Origin of the sequence: Mariprofundus ferrooxydans PV-1 (genome assembly GCF_000153765.1) — a bacterium.
Classification (GTDB): Bacteria; Pseudomonadota; Zetaproteobacteria; order Mariprofundales; family Mariprofundaceae; genus Mariprofundus; species Mariprofundus ferrooxydans.
Genome location: NZ_DS022295.1, coordinates 981,238 through 1,001,685 on the forward strand (window position 1 = coordinate 981,238; position 20,448 = coordinate 1,001,685).

General features: G+C 52.7%; 16 protein-coding genes. 7 read left to right on the plus strand and 9 right to left on the minus strand.

From position 1 onward, the window contains the following. Positions 1 to 3: 3 nt before the first annotated feature. The 4 genes from pyrE to SPV1_RS11475 all read right to left on the minus strand — a co-directional run bounded on the left by pyrE (position 4) and on the right by SPV1_RS11475 (position 6,172). Entirely contained in the window at positions 4 to 585 is a 582-nt protein-coding gene (gene pyrE, locus SPV1_RS11460; RefSeq protein ID WP_009851377.1) for an orotate phosphoribosyltransferase, read from the minus strand. A 168-nt stretch (positions 586 to 753) separates the two neighbouring features. Further along, a complete protein-coding gene (locus SPV1_RS11465) occupies positions 754 to 2,748 on the minus strand; it encodes a TonB-dependent receptor plug domain-containing protein (protein ID WP_231288387.1) in 1,995 nt (664 codons plus the stop codon). A gap of 141 nt (positions 2,749 to 2,889) precedes the next feature. Then, entirely contained in the window at positions 2,890 to 5,601 is a 2,712-nt protein-coding gene (locus SPV1_RS14015) for a PAS domain S-box protein (protein WP_009851379.1), read from the minus strand. After that, on the minus strand, positions 5,594 to 6,172 hold the full coding sequence (locus SPV1_RS11475; protein ID WP_152909297.1) for a YfiR family protein: 579 nt from the start codon (positions 6,170 to 6,172) through the stop codon (positions 5,594 to 5,596). The genes SPV1_RS14015 and SPV1_RS11475 overlap by 8 nt, the downstream gene beginning before the upstream one ends. A gap of 635 nt (positions 6,173 to 6,807) precedes the next feature. Between SPV1_RS11475 and SPV1_RS11480 the strand changes: the two genes are divergently transcribed. From SPV1_RS11480 to SPV1_RS11515, 7 genes are all read left to right on the plus strand, one after another. After that, positions 6,808 to 8,283, plus strand: a complete 1,476-nt coding sequence (locus SPV1_RS11480; protein ID WP_009851381.1) for a circularly permuted type 2 ATP-grasp protein — start codon at positions 6,808 to 6,810, stop codon at positions 8,281 to 8,283. Continuing rightward, the gene (locus SPV1_RS11485) at positions 8,276 to 9,313 is read left to right on the plus strand and encodes an alpha-E domain-containing protein (RefSeq protein WP_009851382.1); all 1,038 of its coding nucleotides are present in this window, start codon (positions 8,276 to 8,278) and stop codon (positions 9,311 to 9,313) included. Before SPV1_RS11480 ends, SPV1_RS11485 begins: the two co-directional genes overlap by 8 nt. Positions 9,314 to 9,352: 39 nt before the next feature. Continuing rightward, positions 9,353 to 10,237, plus strand: a complete 885-nt coding sequence (locus SPV1_RS11490; protein WP_009851383.1) for a transglutaminase family protein — start codon at positions 9,353 to 9,355, stop codon at positions 10,235 to 10,237. Positions 10,238 to 10,302: 65 nt separating this feature from the next. Continuing rightward, complete coding sequence (locus SPV1_RS14020; RefSeq protein WP_009851384.1) at positions 10,303 to 10,764, plus strand: gamma-glutamylcyclotransferase family protein; 462 nt, start codon at positions 10,303 to 10,305, stop codon at positions 10,762 to 10,764. Positions 10,765 to 10,990: 226 nt separating this feature from the next. After that, positions 10,991 to 11,446, plus strand: coding sequence for a hypothetical protein (locus tag SPV1_RS14025; protein ID WP_009851385.1), 456 nt, complete (start codon positions 10,991 to 10,993; stop codon positions 11,444 to 11,446). 729 nt (positions 11,447 to 12,175) lie between these two features. Next, complete coding sequence (locus SPV1_RS11510; protein ID WP_009851387.1) at positions 12,176 to 13,729, plus strand: phytoene desaturase family protein; 1,554 nt, start codon at positions 12,176 to 12,178, stop codon at positions 13,727 to 13,729. Between the two features lie 33 nt (positions 13,730 to 13,762). Next, positions 13,763 to 14,551 (plus strand): MBL fold metallo-hydrolase, encoded by a 789-nt coding sequence (locus SPV1_RS11515; protein ID WP_009851388.1) that lies wholly within the window; start codon positions 13,763 to 13,765, stop codon positions 14,549 to 14,551. Between the two features lie 235 nt (positions 14,552 to 14,786). Here SPV1_RS11515 and SPV1_RS11520 read toward each other — a convergent pair whose 3' ends face one another. The 5 genes from SPV1_RS11520 to SPV1_RS11540 form a co-directional block, all read right to left on the minus strand. Beyond that, positions 14,787 to 16,262: a protein adenylyltransferase SelO gene (locus tag SPV1_RS11520; RefSeq protein WP_009851389.1), complete on the minus strand. Its 1,476-nt coding sequence runs from the start codon at positions 16,260 to 16,262 to the stop codon at positions 14,787 to 14,789. A gap of 100 nt (positions 16,263 to 16,362) precedes the next feature. Beyond that, positions 16,363 to 17,421 carry a PA0069 family radical SAM protein gene (locus SPV1_RS11525; RefSeq protein WP_009851390.1) on the minus strand — a complete coding sequence of 353 codons (1,059 nt, stop codon included), beginning with the start codon at positions 17,419 to 17,421 and terminating at the stop codon, positions 16,363 to 16,365. 57 nt (positions 17,422 to 17,478) lie between these two features. Further along, positions 17,479 to 18,240, minus strand: coding sequence for an AsmA family protein (locus SPV1_RS11530; protein ID WP_009851391.1), 762 nt, complete (start codon positions 18,238 to 18,240; stop codon positions 17,479 to 17,481). Between the two features lie 126 nt (positions 18,241 to 18,366). Next, positions 18,367 to 19,401, minus strand: coding sequence for an NADP(H)-dependent aldo-keto reductase (locus tag SPV1_RS11535; RefSeq protein WP_040881856.1), 1,035 nt, complete (start codon positions 19,399 to 19,401; stop codon positions 18,367 to 18,369). A 48-nt stretch (positions 19,402 to 19,449) separates the two neighbouring features. Next, positions 19,450 to 20,379 carry a GGDEF domain-containing protein gene (locus SPV1_RS11540; protein WP_009851393.1) on the minus strand — a complete coding sequence of 310 codons (930 nt, stop codon included), beginning with the start codon at positions 20,377 to 20,379 and terminating at the stop codon, positions 19,450 to 19,452. Positions 20,380 to 20,448 lie beyond the last annotated feature (69 nt).

A 20,448-nucleotide genomic window follows, 5' to 3' on the forward strand; every position in this document is an offset into this window, starting at 1 on the left:
TGTTTATGCTGCGCCGCGACTACCCGGTTTAATAGCCGGCACTCCGCCATCAACACACAGCGGGCAGGCATCGGCCGCATAGGTTTCCACATCCAGCGTCAGGGCTGTCGCATACGGTACATCAAATCGCCCTTCGACTCCCGGCGCACGATCCACCACAGCCAATACCTTCACAGGCACACCACCATGCTCACGCACCACGACCATACACTCACGAACGGAGCCACCCGTGGTAATCACATCTTCAACCACCAGCAATCTGCTGCCTTCAGGGATGGAAAAACCGCGTCGCAGCTGCATCTCCCCCTCCTTGCGTTCGGTAAACAGAAAAGGCTTGTTCAACTGACGCGCCACTTCCTGGCCGATTACCAGGCCGCCGATGGCCGGCGACACCACCATATCAACCGTGGATGCATCCACCTTTTTGACCAGCTCACGCGCCAGTTCCGTAGCATTATTCAAATCCATCAGCACCAGGGCCGATTGCAAATATCGCGCAGAGTGGCGACCACTGGAGAGAATAAAATGGCCATTGAGCAAAGCTCCGGCTTTTTCATACATGGCCAACATATCCTGTTCGTTCATTCACACCCCTCATCTCTGGTCAGTTCGGGCGATAGCCTGACTGCCACAATATTTTGCGGCAGTGTAACAGCTTCATCCTTGCGGCAGAACCTTACACCTTGAATCAGGTCTGTACGCTATTAATTTCTATACTGATAACAGGGCGAAGACGGGGCGGATACCGCCTGTTTAATGATAGGTATACGTCACCTGGGCATAATAGCGTTGCGGTATTCTGGCAGCGTAGCCGACAATACTATCCGTATTGCTCTGGTATGAAGCCTGCAGCATATCCTGCCCGACCAGACTGACCTCCAGGTATTCAACCGGCTTCCAGGCCAGTCTCATGTCCAGGCGGTGATATCCGTGAATGTCGCCCTCACGAAAGGGGCCGGTAAAATAGAGATTCGCATCGAACTCGATCCCCTTAACCGGATTCACGCCAACACCCAGATGAAAACGATTGGCCGGATCCTGCCCCTTGTTCGAGCGCACTGTCCAGATAGTTTCACCATCCTTGACCGGGTAATCCGTGTAAACCTGATGCAGGTAGGTATAGGAGCCTTTCAGCGTTAGCCACTGCCATGGATTGTAGCGAAAATTAGCTTCAAAGCCATCGCCTTCTCCATTGAGGACATTGGTCAGGTACTCCGGAATGATACCGTTAATAATATAGGGGTTGGTTGCACTGCGATTCTGCCATGTATCCAGCACACCTTTATAGCGGATCTTGAAAGCGGTAAGTTCGATCAGGCTCTCCTCCACCGGACGCAGGCGGGCCCCCACCTCATAGGAGAGCACCTTTTCTGTTCTGGCAACGCCTGAACCAATCTGTCGCACCAGCTTGCCTGCGGAACTTTTCAGATTCCACCGCAGTCCGTTTTCCATGTCGTTGGGGGTACGCGCCGCCTGCGATGCGGATACCCACAGGGCCCAGTTATCATCGGATACAATGGCTCGGGCACTCGGCTGGTAGACCCAACCGGTGTAGGAGTTACGCTCCATCTTCATGCCACCGATAATACGAAACAGACCGTCAAACAGACGCAGTTCATCATTGATGAAAAAAGAGGCCAGTTTGGTGGTACGACTGGGTAGCTGAAATTGCGGTGTATTGTGCATGCGCGTCCGCAAGCGGCGGATATTCGTACCCAAAGAAATATTCTGACTCAGCACATTATTAAAATCGACCTGAAAATCGCCGTCAAAGGTCTCTTTCTGCTCACGCATAATCTGCGTATGCAATTTATACTGATCGTAAAACAGCTGTCCCTTGAACAGGATGTCCGGTACAAGCTCTTTCTCCAGGCGAAAGACCATATTCTTGCCGTTGAAACCGTTCAAACCTCTGTATTCCCGGGCAGGCTGGACCGGAAGGGTAACAATCGGCATCCAGTAGTTAGCCACCCCGGTTTTTACCTGATAGGCATCACCGTGCAGGGTAATCCGGGTCGTTGCACCCGCATCCCAGTCCATGCGGAATCCCTGTTGATTCACACGCCTGAAATCAGGTGTATTTTGACCAGCCGGGTAGACAGTCAGATGCGAGAGCCCCCCATGCGTAGGTAGTCCGCCACCACGCAACTCATTCATGGCATACACCCTGTAATCCAGGTTGCCTGCATGCGAGCCGAAACTGATATTACCGAAACCCTTGTCGGTCGTACCGCCACCGCCGGTGATACGCAGCCCCTGCGTTGCGCCGGAATTTTTGGTGATAATATTGATCACACCGTTGACGGCATTGGATCCCCATACAGCGCCGCCGGGGCCGCGCACGATTTCAATGCGCTCGATATCCTGCAGCGGATAATTCTGCGCCACCCACCAGACACCGGAAAAGGTCGTGGTGTAAATCGGCCGGCCATCCACCATCACCAACAGCAGATCGGTGAAAAAATCCGTCTGCCCTCGTATGCCGATCTGAAACTGGTTCATATTCGACTGCGACACCTGCAGCCCCGGCGCCAGCCTCAAAGCATCCGGAATACTTCTGGCACCCGAGCGACGAATATCGTCACTGCTGATGACAAATACGGCGCCAGCCGTCGACATATATTTCTCTTCGTGTTTGGACAGCGTTGTCACTTTGACGTTAACGAGATCCTCAATCTTCATCGAGAGCAGATCATCTGCCGAATAGCGATTCGCAGCCGCGACCGCCGTAGCACCAGTCGCCACCATTATTGGCAGCAGGCATGCAAACATGCAAGACCGTCGAAATACATCGTAACCTGACAGCATCCCCTCTCCTTGTGTTGGCGTCAACCCGAGATAAACCAGCAATTCTCAGGCCAAAACCTGGCCGTTCTGCCGAAAAACAGTTCAACCCCTGTTTGCCAAATCCATCAACATCTCACTCAATACATTCAGTGAAAACGGTTTTTGCAGAAATCCGCTTGGCTGAACCTCATCAAACATGTCTGCAACGCTTTCATGACGGTAACCGCTGCAGATAAATACCGGCAGCGATACGTCCAGATCACGCAACTGTTTCAGCGCCTCTTTCCCACCCATCACCGGCATCGTCATATCCAGCAACACCACATCAATCTCCTGCCGATGCCTGCGGAACACGTCTACAGCCTCCTTGCCGTCTGCCGCCAACATCACCTTACACCCCAGTCGCCCCAACAGGCGCTCAACCACTTTTCTGACCATCATTTCATCATCAACAACCAGTATGGTACGGGACAGGTTATGCGGCCTCACGGTTTTATCATCTGCTGTCACCTGATCAGCATCATCGCTGACACTGACCGGCAACAGGATTTTAAAACAGGTACCACTCCCCGGTTTACTATCGATCTGAATCGTGCCGCCATGCGCACGCACAATACCGAGCACGGCGCTCATACCCAGACCGCGTCCGGTAAACTTGGTGGTGAAAAACGGATCGAATATTTTTCCCATCGTGGCTTTATCCATGCCGCAGCCGTTGTCGGTCACCTCCAACAGGACATACTCACCCGGTTCACGTATGGCATCGATATAGGGGCACGCTAACGCCTTACTGTCAGCCTCAATCACCGTGGTCATGATCGTGATATCGCCCTGCTTCTCTTCACCGATGCTTTCCGCTGCATTGGTCACCAGATTCATAATAATCTGTTGCATCTGGGTTTTATCCGCACATACAGATGGCAATACGTTCGACAACTCCAGCTTCAATGAGATGTTTTTTGATATCGATATATCAATAAGCTGGAGTTCCTTTTCAACCAGCGTTGTTATATTCACTTCGCTTTTTACAAACATACCCTGACCGGAATACGCCAGCATCTGTTTGCATAAATCCGCCGCCCGGGCAGATCCGCCAATAATGTTCTTCAACTCCTGCTGCACGGGCAGGCCATCAAGCGCATTGAATTGCGCCAATTCCGCATTCCCCATAATGGCCGCCAGGATATTATTGAAGTCATGTGCTATACCGCCAGCGAGTATGCCCAGCGACTCCAGCCGTTGCACATGGGTCATCTTGTTTTCCATCTCCTGTTTCTGCAAATCGGCCTGAACCAGCTGGCTGATATCGCGCAACACTCCCTCTACACCCGTCACTTTACCCTGTTCATCTTTCATCACGCGGGCAGAGATCGAGGCCCATATGGCATGGCCGGATTTGTGTTTGAGCTGAACCTTCTGGTTGATGATTGCCCCGTCGTGCTGCCGCAACGCATCGGCCAGTTGCGTAAACTGCTGTCCATCTACGGATAATGCCTGAAGAGAGAGGCCGGCAATTTCAGATGGCTGATAACCCAGCAGGGAGAAGACCGATGCCGAGGCCCGCTCTACAACGCCATCAGCACGAATGCGGTAGTAGGTATCGATCATATTATCCAGCGTCGACTGCAACTCATCTTTGGTCGCCTGCAATGCCGCTGTACGTTTGGCTACCCGTTGCTCCAGGAGCTGGTTGTTTTTCTCCAGCACCTGCTCCACATTTTTTTGTTCTGTAATGTCGACAAAGGCACTGAACAGGGCCGGAGCACCTTCAAATCTCATCACATTCATCGACAGTGAAATCCAGAAGGGTTTGTCATTGACGCCGACCACCTCCAGTTCATAGCCATGAATCTCACCCTCTGTTTCCAGCGTCTGCATCAATTGCTGGCGTTGCTCCGGATGTTGATAAAAGTCAGGAGCACTGAACCGCCCGGAAACGCCGTCCGTAACCACCCCAAACAGCTTTAGCGCCGCCTGATTATAAAACAGCAAGTGCCCGTCTGACGGGCGCGTAATGATCACCGGTACAGGAGCCAGCTCAACAATCGTACGAAAGCGCTCCTCACTCTGTTGCAGGTGCTTATGATGCTCTTCAGCCTCGCTAAAGCTGTGCTCGATTTCTGCCGCCATCTGATCAAATCCGACCAGCAGCTCTTCTGTTTCCCTGTTAAATGCAGGGTTCGTCGTGCGCAGGCTGTAATCGCCATCAACACTCATCTGTCGCATCAATTTTGCCAGCGCACTGATGGGCTCAGCGATTTTGTGTTGCAACCTGGAGGCCAGCACCAGTCCGACAACAAGACAGCCGAGCATTGTCAGAACTACTGTCATTATGCCGGCAAACCGGTTCTCCTGCATGTGGTTAAGAACGGATTTCAGATAAATAACACCCACAGGTCGACCTTTATGCATAACAACCCGATACAGAGACAGCTTCCCACCTCCATAGGCACTGCTATTGCTGTTCTGAAAAGTGACCGGCCCGGTACTATCTGCATGATCACCTTTGGCACGGTAGTTATACAGAGTCTTCCCGTCAGCGGTAAACAGTGTTACGACCGATATATCCGTGTCAAATTGCATGCTTTGCAACAGCTCTCCCGCCAGCTGCCGATCATTAAACATCAAAGCCGGCTTGACTGCCGCACCTATAATCTCGCTCTCGACAGTCAACACGCGTTCAGCTTCTCTCTCATGCAGCACCTGATCGTATGAGATCCACACCCCACCCATAAGCAGCACGATAAACCCCAATGCAAGCACAAAATAGAGCTGGAGCTGATGCTTGATAGAAATAGAAGACTCTCTATTCATGATCTCTCCCTATGATCTCACCGAGTTGCAACAGTTGCGCACTGATATAGAGGCCCGAACGATTCACGGCCTGTAAATTGACTACAAAGGTGAGTTTTTTATTGTCATATCTGATTTCGATCATGCCGCCATGCGCGGCGAAACCCGGAATATCTGAAATAGTGAGAACGGGATGCCCTGCCACCAGGTCCAGCAGACGCGGATAATCATCACGCTCGCCTGATCCAATGAACAGAGCGGATGCAGCGCTGATACAGCTATCGGTCGCACAGGATTCAACGCTAAGTCCGATCTCTCTGGCGGCTTTTTTCTCCGCGATCGACTGCATGGTTGAAAGGATGTCACGATCACCCAGCACAAGTAGCTTTACGTCGGAACCACGCTTCAGACCGGTCCGCAGTGGCCAGTCGGTAAAACGGATAAAGTTAAAGATATAAACAGCTTTCAGGTCGTTAACGCCAGCCTTTACATCCTCTTGGGCAAAGAGAGTTGAGGCACAGGCGAAAATCAACACCGCACACAAAAGCGTATAAAGTGAAGCAACAAAAGAGTGTCTGAAATGATTATTCAAGGACCAGCCCTCACAGAGAGAGCAGACATGGGTGAAGCCGGAGATAACACACGGGCGGCCAGCGAACCAAACAAGGCATCGAGGTCGTTTAAACCCATCAGCATACCATACATCAGGCCATGATGTCAGAGACAGACAAACTGATCATATACAACATCATATCTTCTCCAAATGACATCCATCATGGTTTTCGCACAAGACTATAGTTGATAAAACTATGCACGACTATTCACAAACGTAAAGTATTGAGCCTGTCACAGTGCTGGCGTTCACATCAAGACCTCAATGGCCGCTACTTTGAAAACAATTCACAGTTAACACCGGATCCCGGCGGCATCACCCCCGCTGCCTGAGCAATAGCTACGGAAAAACTGAGTGACCCAATCACCCGTAAACAGCATGCCGACACAACAGGCAGTCATGCTTATTTATTCACCACATAAGGTCTGACGATGGCCATATAAACGTTGAAAACAGGTATGATAAGGCACAAACACCCATGGCATGATCGTTGCTATTTAACATTATTATGTGCTTCTCCACCTTTATCCAAAGCATGCAGCGTTCCACCCTGCCATAAGCAGAAACTCCCGCTGCAACTAAGAGGAGAAATCCGCACAGGGAGGAGACGCGCCATGTTCGATATAAGCGATGCCGCACCGTTTGATGAAGCTTTTGGCGAATCCGGAGCCGTACGTGATGAATATGTTGCGGCCTATAACTATTTCTCACAGAAGGGCGTGTCCGGCATCGAACACATGCAGCAAAGCGCCGACCTTTCCCTGCTGAATCAGGGCGTCACGTTCACCGTCTACTCCGATGCGCGCGGTACGGAAAAAATATTCCCCTACGACCTGATGCCCCGTCTGATCACGGCAACCGAGTGGGCCCGTATCGAGGCCGGTATCATCCAGCGCATCACCGCATTAAACCTGTTTCTCGAAGATATCTATCACGATCAGAACATTCTGCGTAGCGGATTGATTCCGGCTTCCCAGATTCTGGGCTCAAACCTGTACTGCCGCGAAATGTCGGGACTCGACCCTGCCGGAGGCATACACATACATATTGCCGGAGTTGACCTGATTCGCAATCAGGATGGCGAATTCATGGTGCTGGAAGACAACCTGCGCTGCCCGTCCGGCGTCTCCTATGTGGTTGAAAATCGTATGGTCAGCAGTCGCATTATGCCCGAATTGCTCGGCAGCTATCGTGTCCGGCCCGTCAGCCAGTATCCACAGATGCTATTTGAGGCCCTTGCCTCATTCTCCGGCGAGAATAAGCCGGTGATCGCCCTGCTCACTCCCGGCGTCTATAACTCGGCCTATTTCGAGCATGCATTTCTGGCCTCCCAGATGGGGGCGCAACTGGTGCAAGGACAAGATCTGCTGGTGAACAACGATATTCTGTATATGAAATCTACTCGCGGCATTCAGCGCATTGATGTGCTCTACCTGCGCCTGGATACCGAATTCATCGACCCGCTTGTATTTCGTCCGGACTCCCTGCTTGGCGTACCGGGTCTGATGCACGCCTACCGTGCCGGCAATGTCACGCTGGCCAATGCGCCGGGTAATGGCGTCGCCGATGACAAGTCGCTCTACGCCTACACTCCCGATATCATACGCTACTATCTGGGCGAAGATCCGATCCTTCCGATTGTCCCCACCTATCTGGGCTCCCGCCCTGCGGATCTGGCCTATATGCTGGACAACCTCGACAAACTGGTACTCAAGCCGACCGATGCTTCCGGCGGCTACGGCATTCTGGTAGGCAGCCATGCCAGCAAGCAGGAACTGGCCGAATTCAAAGCCAAACTAAAGGCGGAGCCAGCCCATTATATTGGCCAGCCCATTCAACAGCTATCCACTCACCCCAGTTTTCTGGAACAGGATAACAGCAAGAAATTTTGCGCGCGTCATATCGACCTGCGCCCGTTTGCCGTTTGCAGTGCAGATGGCACCGTCAGGGTACTCTCCGGCGGACTTACCCGCGTAGCGCTCAGACGCGGCAGCCTCGTGGTCAACTCGTCTCAGGGCGGGGGCAGCAAGGATACCTGGGTACTTTATCCGGATAGCGCCGATACGGCGCCAGGGGGGCAACATGCTTAGCCGCACAGCACACAGCCTGTACCAACTGGGCTTTCTGATCGAACGCACAGAAAACATCGCCCGTATCCTTGATGTAAACAGTCGCATGAGTGTGGAGCACGAAGTCTTTTCCGAGCTGGATGTCTGGTCCCCTATCCTGGAAATCACCGATAATATGGACAACTTTGAAGAGCACTACGGTGAGATATGCGAGGCCAGTGTGGTTCGCCTGTTACTGGCTGACAGTGACAACCCCTACAGCGTTCGCGCCTGCCTGCTCAATGCCCGTGAAATCGCCCGCTCGGTACGCGAATTGATATCCGAAGAGATCTGGCTGCATATCAACCTGTTCTTTCACGAAATGGAACGTGAGTTCTCCGGGGGCGAGCTGCGCAGATGGCAGCACTTCAGTGAAAAAGTGCACATGTTTGCCAACGCATTCCATGGCATGATTTACAATACCATGGTGCGTGGCGATGCATGGCAGTTTATGCGTCTGGGTTTCGGGCTGGAACGGGCCCGCATGATTCCGCGCATTCTGCAAATTAAATATCATATGCTGCTGCCGTCACCAGAGGCTGTCGGCAGTCCGCTGGACATTCATCAGTGGCAGGCACTGCTGCGCTCTGTTTCCGGCTATGAAGCCTACAGGCGGCTCTATCAGGCCAGAATTGAACCGGCAAAAGTGGTAAATCTGCTGCTTCTGAATCCCGGCTTTCCCCGCTCGCTCCACTTCGGCATACGCGAGGTATCGCTGGCACTACGCGAAATCGGTATGTATAATGAAGATCAATACAGGCTCTATCAGCATACTGAACGTTTTCTGGATGATCTGCGCGGCGGCGCAGCCAGCGAAGATATTATTGCCATGGGATTGAATGACTATCTCTCTACAGTCAACCAACGCTGTAAAACACTCGCATTGATGATCAACAAGACATTCTTCGATACCATTACCGTGACACTGACCGATCAGCAATCCGGCAGTTTAACCATTCAGATTCCCCAACAGCAGCAGATACAACTGTATACTGAACAGCAGGCAGGATAAAATCATGAAACTGTCTGATTCGACCCCCAGGGAGCATATATGACCATCTTAGGTGAAGGCGACCACATTTCACTGACGGTACAGCACAAAACGACACTCAGCTACAGCGCTCCTGTCACCTGTTCCCATAATGAATTGCGCATGTCACCCGTTGATACAGGACTGCAACGGGTATTGAACCACAATATCTGCGTCATGCCGGATACGCAAATCAGGATGCACCGGGACCACTTCGGCAATAATGTCGCGCATTTCAATCTGCTCGAACCGCACCAGCGTATGGAGATCATTGCCACCTCCACCGTGGAGACGACCAATGCCATTAGCTGCGGTCCCGAATCAGCACCGGATCCCCGCCCCTACCAGCAACGCTGGCAGGAGTTTCTGCAGTGGTCACCCGGCGTACCGGAACTCGCCGAATACAGCAGCATTAACATTCCGCGCATGATTTCTATGGATATGGATGATATTGAATTCGGCCACGGCCTCTATGAGATGGCGCGCTACTTCTTCAATACCTTCCGATATGATCCGGATATCACGCATGTGCACTCCAGCCCGAAAGAGCTGTTTGATCATGGCGGCGGTGTCTGTCAGGACATGGCGCATGCAATGATCGGCGTACTGCGTCAGGCAGGCATTCCATCCCGCTATGTCAGCGGTTATATATTCGATCCTGCCTACGGCGAAGTGACCGGCGCGCACTTGCGCGGTGCGGCTGCCACACATGCCTGGGTGCAGGCATGGCATGAAGGCTATGGCTGGATGGGAGTCGATCCGACCAACAAAAAACTGGTCGACTGGCAATATGTACGTACGGCCATCGGCCGCGACTATTTCGATGTACCACCCAATCGCGGCATTTTCTGCGGCCCCGCCGATCAGAACGTCGAGGTTGCCGTGCATATTGATCTGGTGCCATAGTCGTACTTATCGGGCCACTACCGGCATTGTTTTGACCATAGCGCTCGCACAAAAAGGCACACGACATGCAGGAAGCACCTCCGACAGCATTGAATCTCTTCACCTACGGCTCGCTGATGTTTGAGCCCGTATGGTCGAGGCTTGTCTCCGGCCACTATCCGGCCAGCCCGGCCACACTCACAGGTTTTGTACGCCGCTGCGTCAAGGATGACTCCTACCCCGTCATTTTCAGAGGAAGCTCATCCGACACCGTTGAAGGCGTGCTCTACCGGAATGTTACGAGCGAGGATGTTGCCGTGCTGGATGCATTCGAGGGCGACTATTATGCCCGCGAGGCCGTAACGCTGCGGCTCCCCGATGGCTCCGCATTCCCGGCCCAGACCTATGTGCTGAAAGATCAGTACCGCCATATAGCCGATGACCGCGAATGGGATGCCGCCCGCTTCTCCTCCACCGACATCCATCACTTTCTGGCTCAATACAGCGGATTTCTCGTCTCTGACAGAGCAACCCCTGAACAGCCCTAACGGGCGACTTTCGGCCAGAACCGGTCATTCAGTTTGAGATATACATAACAAGGGTATATCAATATCCAATGTTATATATGCGTATACATAACCACGATATTTCATTGTAAATGGATAACACCTGCCCAAACTTGCAACCTGGACTGTCCTAACCTAGGTTGAAGAACAAGGAATCAGAGGGAAGACATTATAATCACCTGGCAAAAAGATACGTGCGTATATTAATATGTTAGCCACCAACCGGGAGCGTAGCGCCTTGGATTCGGAGAGCGACACGAGGTTATCACCGGCGCAATATGAGGATGTGGTCCGGACCATGATTCACCGGGAAAACGAGGTGATTAATCACCGGGTGAATTGGCTGACTGCTGTTCAAGGCCTATTGTTTGCTGCACTCGGCTTCTCTTGGGGCAAGGTCGGTGTCGAGCCGTTTGTCGTATTGCTGTGCTGCGTCGGTATCTCAATGGCGCTGATTATGCTCCTTGCACTTCATGCGGCTACTCAAGCAATGAAAAGGCTTTATGAATGGTGGGAAGTAAACAAACCATCGGACTATGCTGGGCCAGATGTAATTGGTTTGCCCCTTCTGAAATCGAAATTGTCGCGCAATTTCGGGCCATGGATCTTTATCCCCATTTTGTTCATTGTCGCATGGTTTATCGTATGGTATATCAAGGGCTAACAATTGGCTCCACAAGGACGTCAAACTCTTCGCTACGCTCAGAGTTTGCCGCCTGTGAGCCTTGGCGTTAGGCATTTAAACGAACCAAGCCAATGATTTGGAAATTAGCTCTAATTTTGTTCGCCATAGTGGGTATAAGCCACTTAATTTTTGGCATTGTATATGTCACTGCAAACGAATTTATGCCATATCATGCGCAAGCCTTAAATGTTAATTGGAATAGTCTTGATGAAAACTACAAAACTCTGTTCCTCGCCTTAATCAGGTTAGCAGGCGCCGGAGGACTAGTAGCTGGCCTCGTCAACGTAACCCTTGTAACTTATCTCTATCATCGCGTCGAATGTAGACTTATCTGGCTATTAATAGTATCAAGCTTAATTTTTCAATTTGTGACTAATTATGTCGTCTACTATGTGGTTACAAATACACCCGGCGATCCTCCTCTACTGATGGTAAGTATAGGTTCAGTAATTATTATCATCGCAACCATATTTCTGTTTGCAGGTATACGAGGTAAGCATGCCTGACAATGGGCTTCAGCGGATTCGATTTCTCCGTTCGCTCTCCAGTGAGCCCGTGAGTTACGCGGCAAAATAATATCTGCGAGATGTAGTTCATGGTTTAAATATAAATAACTGCTTTTGGTCAAGAGTAGCTGGTTGAACTAAACTAATATCAGTTACGGGTATTATCGACATACATACGTAGACGAAAATGAGGTCTCTTCGAATGACAGCTAAACCATCAACTAATGAGTTCGATGTCATTGTCATTGGCTCTGGCATGGGTGGCATGACGACGGCCACTGCACTCTCCCGTATGGGTCACAAAGTCTTGCTTTTAGAGCAAGCGCAGGCCATTGGCGGACTGACTCATTCTTTTACTCGCGAAGGTTTTAGCTGGGACGTTGGTCTCCATTATTGCGGCATATTCGGCCATGACCAGTTTGCCGGCCGGATCCTGGACTGGCTCAGTGGAGGCACCATTAAGTTTCACTCAATCGGTACTATCTATGACACGCTGCACTTCCCGGATGGTTTCGACATACCCGTAGGGCGCCCCGCTGAAGCCTACAAGATGGAACTCAAAGACCGGTTTCCCGACAATGCAGCCGAAATCGATGCCTACTTTGAAGCATTGCAGTCAGCACAGGAAGCTGCATATATGGTAGGTACCGAGCGATCGATTCCTGAGCCTTTTCGTTCCGCCCATCATTGGTGGAATAAAAAGAAGATCCAGCGCTGGGCTAGTCGCACGACCGGTGAGGTGATCGATGAACTCATCAGTAATCCGAAGCTGGCCGCCGTGTTGTCGGCGCAGTGGGGTACGTATGGCGGCAAGCCGAAAGAAGCGAGTTTCGCCTTTCATGGGATGGTCATGGGGCATTATCTTGAAGGCGCCGCCTATCCCGTCGGCGGTGCCGGCGCCATTGCAAAAGGACTGGTTCCTGTGATCGAAGCTGCGGGGGGCAGTGCTCGCGCTGCAACACCGGTTAGCGAGATATTGCTTGAAGATGGTAAAGCCGTGGGCGTGCGCACCCAATCCGGTGAAGAATTTAATGCACCCATTATCGTCTCGGCGATCGGCGCTGGTGAAACCGTGAGGCACCTGCTGCCAGAGGATATTCGCCAACAGTCCTGGGCTCAGGAGATAGCCACGTTCAAACCATCGATCTGTCACTTCGATCTTTATCTGGGCTTAGAGGGTGACATCGCTAAACACGGGGCAACGCGTGCGAACCACTGGTATTTTAATAGCTGGGATACCTATGACAGCACCTGGGCGGGGGGAGACACGGAACCATTTTCGATGGCGTTTGTGTCGTTTTCTTCACTTAAGAATCCCGCGCATGATCCGGGTCCGACGAACAAGCACACCGCCGATGTGATGCTTTTGGCTGACTGGTCGTCGGTCGCCGAATTTGCGAATGGCGGTGGGGCTGAACATCCCGACGAGTGGGCAGCGTTCAAGCAGAGTATCGAATCCAGGTTGCTGGACTTCTTCAAGGACAAGTTTCCGGATCTGGCGCCAATGATCGCCTACCATGAACTTGGTACGCCATTGGCAACGGCATTTTTTACCGGCCACGAGCAAGGTGGATTTTATGGTGTCGAAACAACGCCGCGTCGAATGTTATCGGATGCACTCAACGCTCGTACACCTGTATCCGGTCTGTTCCTGGCAGGTCAGGACGTGATGAGTCCAGGCATCGCCGGAGCGCTTGCCGGTGGTATGTTTAGTGCGGCGGCGATTGACCCACGTGTCTTTCAAAACCTAAAATAAGTCAGAAGCTCAAATAAAGCATAAGAGTTTTCCATGAAAATAAGACACTTTCTTTACAATTCGTTTCTAATAGAAAGTGGTAAAAACAAAATTGCCATTGACCCGGGTCAAAATCTCTGGATTTTTAATCTAAGCAGCCTCATTCCAGAAACAGAATGGAAAAGTATTACGCATATTCTGATAACCCATGGTGACCCAGACCATTACTGGCAAGCAGATCGGGTAGCCGAAGCCAGCAATGCACCCGTTGTATGTGGGAAAGAACTGGCTAAAGTTGAAAATGGCGAAACACTGCTGGTCGATCCTCGCGGTAGAGGTTTAACGTCCTGGATTCCATTTAAAGATGCACATCCATTAGATATTGGAGAGGCTGTCATTTTAGGCGATGTTAAAATTGAAGCAGTCAAAACCGTTCATGGTCCCATCAGTGTACCAATCCTATGGTTCAGAATAAGGAAGCAACCAGGGCCAGGAGAACGTGTCGGCATCGGTTCTGTAGGCTTTAAAATCACATTAGATGGAAAAACGATTGTGAATCTGGGAGATTCTATTTTACAAACTGAATGGGCAGGTTTGAAACCGGATATATTGATGCTTCCGATTGGTGGACCAGGTGATAATGCGTGGACAATGGATGTATCCGATGCGCTTGAGGCAGTGAAACTCATAGCACCAAAAATGGTAATTCCTTGCCATTATAACGTTGCATTTTTCTGGATTAAAAATATCGCTTCAGCAGATGATCAATTGTTCAAGCGTGAAGTAGAGAAGCTGGGTGTTGAATGCAGTATCATGCGGTATGGTGATGTGATTGAAATATAATGTCTAACAAACCATTCAAGTTCGCCTGCATAATGTGCGGGCTGGGACCTCGCTAATCGCTCGGCCCCTTAATTGAAACGTTAGAACTATATTTAAAATAAGGAGAAAATAATGACGGGGTCAGGTCTAGCATCGTAGCATCCGTCGGAAAAATGGGGCGGAATTTCTAATTCAGTTTGGCGAATGGCTGATTGTGGGCCGGTTACAGACTGTCATGGACTTCGCCGTTGCCGCCTCAGGTGCCGCAGAAGGTTTCCTGAACTTCCTCGTGCGGTTCGGGTGGCAGTTCATAGTGCTCAAAACCGGGCTGCTCATCAAACGGGTGAGATAACAGATCGACCAGCTCATGAAAGGGTGCAAAGTTGCCTTGTTGGGCCTGCTCGATCACCTGCTCCACCCTGTGATTTCTCGGGATATAGATCGGATTCGACTGCTTCATCAGTTTCACAGCCGCTTCCCTGTCGGGCCTGTCGGCCAGACGTTGTCGCCATAACTCAAGCCACCGGCTGCCCGCCCCGGCATCGGCAAACAGCGCCACCAGAGCACCCTCTTCCTCTCCTTCTGCTACCTGAGTCAGGTGTCTGAAAAAGAGTGTGAAATCGACTGCATTGTCGGCCAGTACCGAGAGCGTCTGCCTGATGAAGGCTTCATTGTCGGCCTGATTCTCATCGGCTTCAGCCAACCCCAGCTTGGCTGAATAAATGCTCACATAGTGATTCCGGAATGCTTCACTAAACTGTGCAAGCACAGCCTCGGCTGCAGCAATTGCTTTGGTCTGATCCGCATCGATCAGCGGTAGCAGCGCCTCGGCCAGACGCGCCAGATTCCATTTGGCCATGCGCGACTGCCTGTTCCAGGCATAGCGACCCGCCGCATCAATCGAGCTGAACACCTTGTCGGGATGGAAACGATCCATAAAGGCACAGGGGCCGAAATCAATGGTCTCGCCAACCACCTGCATATTATCGGTGTTCATCACGCCGTGGATAAAGCCAATCCCCATCCAACGGGCAATCAGTTCCGCCTGCCGGAGCGCCACCGCTTCAAACAGCGCAAGATACGGATTTTCCGCCTGCCGCAGTTCGGGAAAGTGGCGTTCGATCACATAGTCGGCCAGCAGCGTTACACCTTCCCGATCATTTCGGATTGCAAAATACTGGAATGTACCGACACGCACATGACTTTGAGCCATGCGGGTAAGCACGGCGCCGGGCACAGACCCGTCGCGAAAAACATGCTCACCGGTCAGCACCGCAGCCAGTGTACGCGTAGCCGGAATCCCCAGAGCGGCAAAAGCCTCGCTGACGATGTATTCCCGCAACACCGGACCAAGCGCTGCCTTACCGTCGCCGCGACGGGAGAAGGCCGTGCGCCCCGATCCCTTGAGATGAACATCAAAGCGCACGCCGTGACTGTCGACAAGCTCACCGAGCAGATGTGCACGCCCGTCACCCAGCTGCGGAGAGAGGCCACCGAACTGATGACCGGCATAGGCCATGGCGATGGCTTGCGAGCTTTCCGGCAGGCGGGAGCCGGAGAACATAGCGACCCCGTCCGCCGATCTGAGCCAGTCGATATCGAGATTGAATGCTTCGGCCAGCGCCTCATTAACCCTGATCAGCTCAGGTATTGGCGCTTGCTCCGGATGAATGCGCTGATAAAAACGCTCCGGCAGCGCGGCATAAGTATTCTCAAACAGGATCGGTCTCATAGGCGGGACGATACACCCCCATCAGGCAAAGGAAGACGGACAGTTTCTATGGAATAGTCACACTGCCAAATTGCTGGCTTTACAGGCAATCGATTGGCGCTCAAAAGAGTTGCTGCTGCACTGCCCTTCCGGGCACACGAAACAGGTCACTGCGCAGCTGCCACTCTTCACTGTTTAGTCCCAGCCGGGCGCAGGTCTTGCGGGCACGATCAATAAGCAGGCGCGCCATGATACCCTGGCCGCTCATACGCGTACCGAAACCCGCATCGTAGAGCTCGCCGCCGCGCATCTCCCGCAACTGACGCAGTACGCCGGCAGCGCGATCTGGATAGTTCTCCGTAAGCCAGGCGGGGAAGATCTCCTTCAGCTCGTGCGGCAGTCGCAGTAACACGTGGGCTCCCCAGCGCGCGCCGTGGTCGCGAGCAGTCTGCAGAGCTCCCTCCAGCTCATGATCATTCAGGTGAGGGATGACCGGGGCAACCAGCACACCGACCGGCACACCTGCATCGGCCAGAGAACGCATCGTCTGCAAACGGCGTGCCGGTGTGGCTGCACGCGGCTCCATGCGGCGAGCCAACTCCGGATCAATGGTCGGCAGCGAGATCGCGACCGAGACCAGGCCTTTTTCCGCCATCGGGGCCAGCAGATCGAGATCGCGCACAATCAGCGCCGACTTGGTGACGATGGAGACCGGATGATTGAATTCGGCCAGTACGGCCAGAATTCGGCGGGTCAGTTTCAAACGCTTCTCCAGCGGCTGCCAGCCATCGGTATTGATGCCGAGCGCCACCGGGGCTGCGCGGTATCCCGGCTTCGACAGCTCGCAGCGCAGAAGCTCCGGCGCTTCCGGCTTGTGGAATATCATCGTCTCGAAATCGAGTCCCGGCGAGAGATCGAGAAAACTGTGGGCAGGACGCGCAAAGCAGTAGGGACAGCCGTGTTCACAGCCGCGGTAAGGGTTAATCGAGCGATCAAACGGGACATCGGGCGAGTTGTTATAGTTGATGATCGTCCGCGCCGAATCGGTGAGCAGCCGGGTTTGTGGCGACGGCTCATCATCCTGCCACCAGCCGTCGTCGAACTCCTCGCTCTGCTGCAGCGCGAAACGCCCCGCCGGATTGACCGTAGCCCCCCGCCCTCTCATCGCCGGCTTCTTCATGCCCGCATTGTTAGCGATACGCGTCGACTTGGGAAGATACAACGAGCGTGACGGATATCAGTTGCCGAGCATCCCCTTGAGCGCGCCGCCGAGCTTGTCGGTGGCGCCTGCTCCGCCAACACCGGACATCTGCGCCTTGATCGCATCGGCGGATTTTCCGAGATATTTATCCACACCGATTTTTGCCACCGAGCCCTTGATATTGCTCAGCATTCTGCCCGACAACTGTGTTGCCACTTCGGCTGCGGTTGCTCCGCCGCTCTTCTTACCGATATCGGTCATAACAATCCGCGGCAGCGCCACGGTCTGATCCTTGCCGAGGGCGGCAATGCGCACTTTCGCCGAAGTACCTTCAACAACAAGCTTGCGGATAATCATCTTCACCTGATTGCCGCCGGATGAGCCGGCCGACTTGTCACTCCCGCCTACGCCGAGGTTCTTTTTCAGCACATCGATATTGGAGACGCCCGACTTGTTGATTTCATAGACCACGGTCGGTGCGCCGATATGGATCTCATCGATGATAATCGGATTCTTGTTGATCGATGCGATATCGACCTTCGTACTGATCACGCCCAGAGCAAAGATATCCGGGTCGGTAAAGCCTGCCGGATTGGCCACGGTCAAACCGCTGATTTGCGCCTTGCCGTTCTTCAGCTCCAGCTTGACACTATCGACACGTACGGCGGTTTTTGTCGCCTCGGAGCCGTAGGTCTGGATAGCTTCCTTGACGATGCTGTCGAGATTCGCCCCCACATAGACCAGCGCTCCAACGGCAACCACCACCAACGCTGCCACAACAATCAATACTTTTTTCATAACCTGCCTCCAGCCGGCGCAAACCGGATTGTTTGCCTGATTGTAGGCGAGTACGGCGCTATAGGCAATTTCAGCCCTTTACCGCGGCTGTTGTGCAGCAAAGATCACGGCACTGCCGATACCCGCTTACGGAGCCGGGTTGGGGTAATACTGGTGTACTGTTTCGATCTGCTCCAGCACGTCGGCCGACAGATCAACATCGGCGCTGTCCAGGTTCTCATTCAGCTGTGCAAGGCTGGTAGCTCCGAGAATCACACTGCTGGTAAACCAGCGACTGCGCGCGAAAGCCAGCGCCATATGTACAGGATTCAGCCCGGCATCGGCGGCGATGCGCAGATATTCGGCAGTGGCCGGTTGCACATTCGGTTTGTTATAACGCTGACCAAAACCCGGAAACAGGGTAATGCGGCCGCTGGCCTCTGCATCGGCATGATATTTACCGGAGAGCCAGCCAAAGGCGAGCGGACTGTAAGCCAGCAGCCCTACTTCCGAGTGGCGACACACCTCGGCCAGACCGGACTCATAGGTGCGATTCATCAGGTGATAGGCATTCTGGATCGACACCACTTCAGGCAGGCCGAGTGCTTCGGCACAACGGATAAACTCAGCAACGCCCCAGGGCGTTTCATTGCTCAGGCCGATGTAACGCACTTTCCCAGCTGCCACCAGTTCGCCAAGCGCCTGCAACTGCTCGCTAATAGGCGTGGACTCATGCTCCTCTGACAACTCGTAACTGCTGCTGCCAAACATCGGCACATAGCGATCCGGCCAGTGAATCTGGTAGAGATCCAGATAATCGGTTTGCAGCCGGGCAAGAGAGGCATCAACGGCAGCATGGATATGTTCGGCGTTGATGCGCGGTCCGTTGCGAATCCACTTAAAGCCGCGCGACGGTCCTGCGATCTTGCTGGCGATAATGAGTTGGTCGCGCTCTCGCCCCTTCAGCCAACTGCCGATATAGCTCTCGGTGCGATGCACTGTCTCACCACGCGGCGGCACCGGGTACATCTCGGCTGTATCGATCAGATTCACCCCGCGATCAACGGCCAGATCAAGCTGCGCATGCGCCTCAGCCTCGCTGTTCTGCTCACCGAAGGTCATCGTACCCAGACTTAGCGCCGAGACCTGTAGATCACTGTTTCCAAGCTGCCTGTATTCCATTTACTCTCTCCGTAATCCGTCCGTCATTGCATCTGTGCTCCCTCGCTTTCAGGGCAGATAAACGCAGTAGGTACCCTTTCCCTTCGCCTTGGCCTGATAAAGTGCGATATCGGAGTGTTTCATCAGCGACTCCACACTATTTGCATGCGTGGGTATCATGGCAATACCAATACTGCTGCCCATGGAAAGGATATGGCCGTCAATTTCTACCGGCTGTGCAAACTGGCTGAGAACCTTTTCGGCCACATGCGTCACCTGGGTAATATCGGTAATATCTTCAAGAATAATGGCGAATTCATCGCCACCCAAGCGGCTGACTACGTCTGCCTTGCGCACCACATGTTTCAGTCTATCGGCGACTGTTCTGAGAAACAGGTCCCCGGCAGGATGGCCGTAGTTGTCATTAATATACTTGAAGTTATCCAGATCCAGCATCAACAGGGCGAGCCCGTTTTTTGAGCGCAGCGTCCTGTCAAAAGCATGTTCCAGATGGTTCATCATCGACAGACGATTATTCAGCCCCGTCAGGGCATCGGTCAGGGCCATCTCCTGATACATTTTTTCGGCTTTTTTGCGGTCGGTTATATCCAGAATCGCCCCGACGATGCCTTCAATATTTTCGTGACTCGCCTGAAAAACAGCCTTGTGAAACATCACATCGCGTACCGAACCGTCAGCATATTCAACCTGAGCTTCGTACACCTGGTGCTCGCGGCTTTCGAACAGGGCGCGATCAGCCTCAAAATAAACCTGAGCCAGCTCCTGATCAAACAGCTCATGTACCCCCTTGCCGATCAATTCACCGCGCGTTTTGCCGGTATATTGCTCAAACGCACGGTTGCAGCCGAGGTAACGCCCCTCGGTATCCTTGAAAAAAATCGGTGCCGGAACGGCATTGATGACGGCCTGAAGCAGGTATTTCTCCTGAATTTCAGCCGTATAACGTGTCGTATCGTTTGGTTCAGCATCCTTGCTCATAGGCGACCCTGATTACAAATGTCTGTGCTAAAAACAGCATCTTCAACAACAGCGACGTTAACACAACCA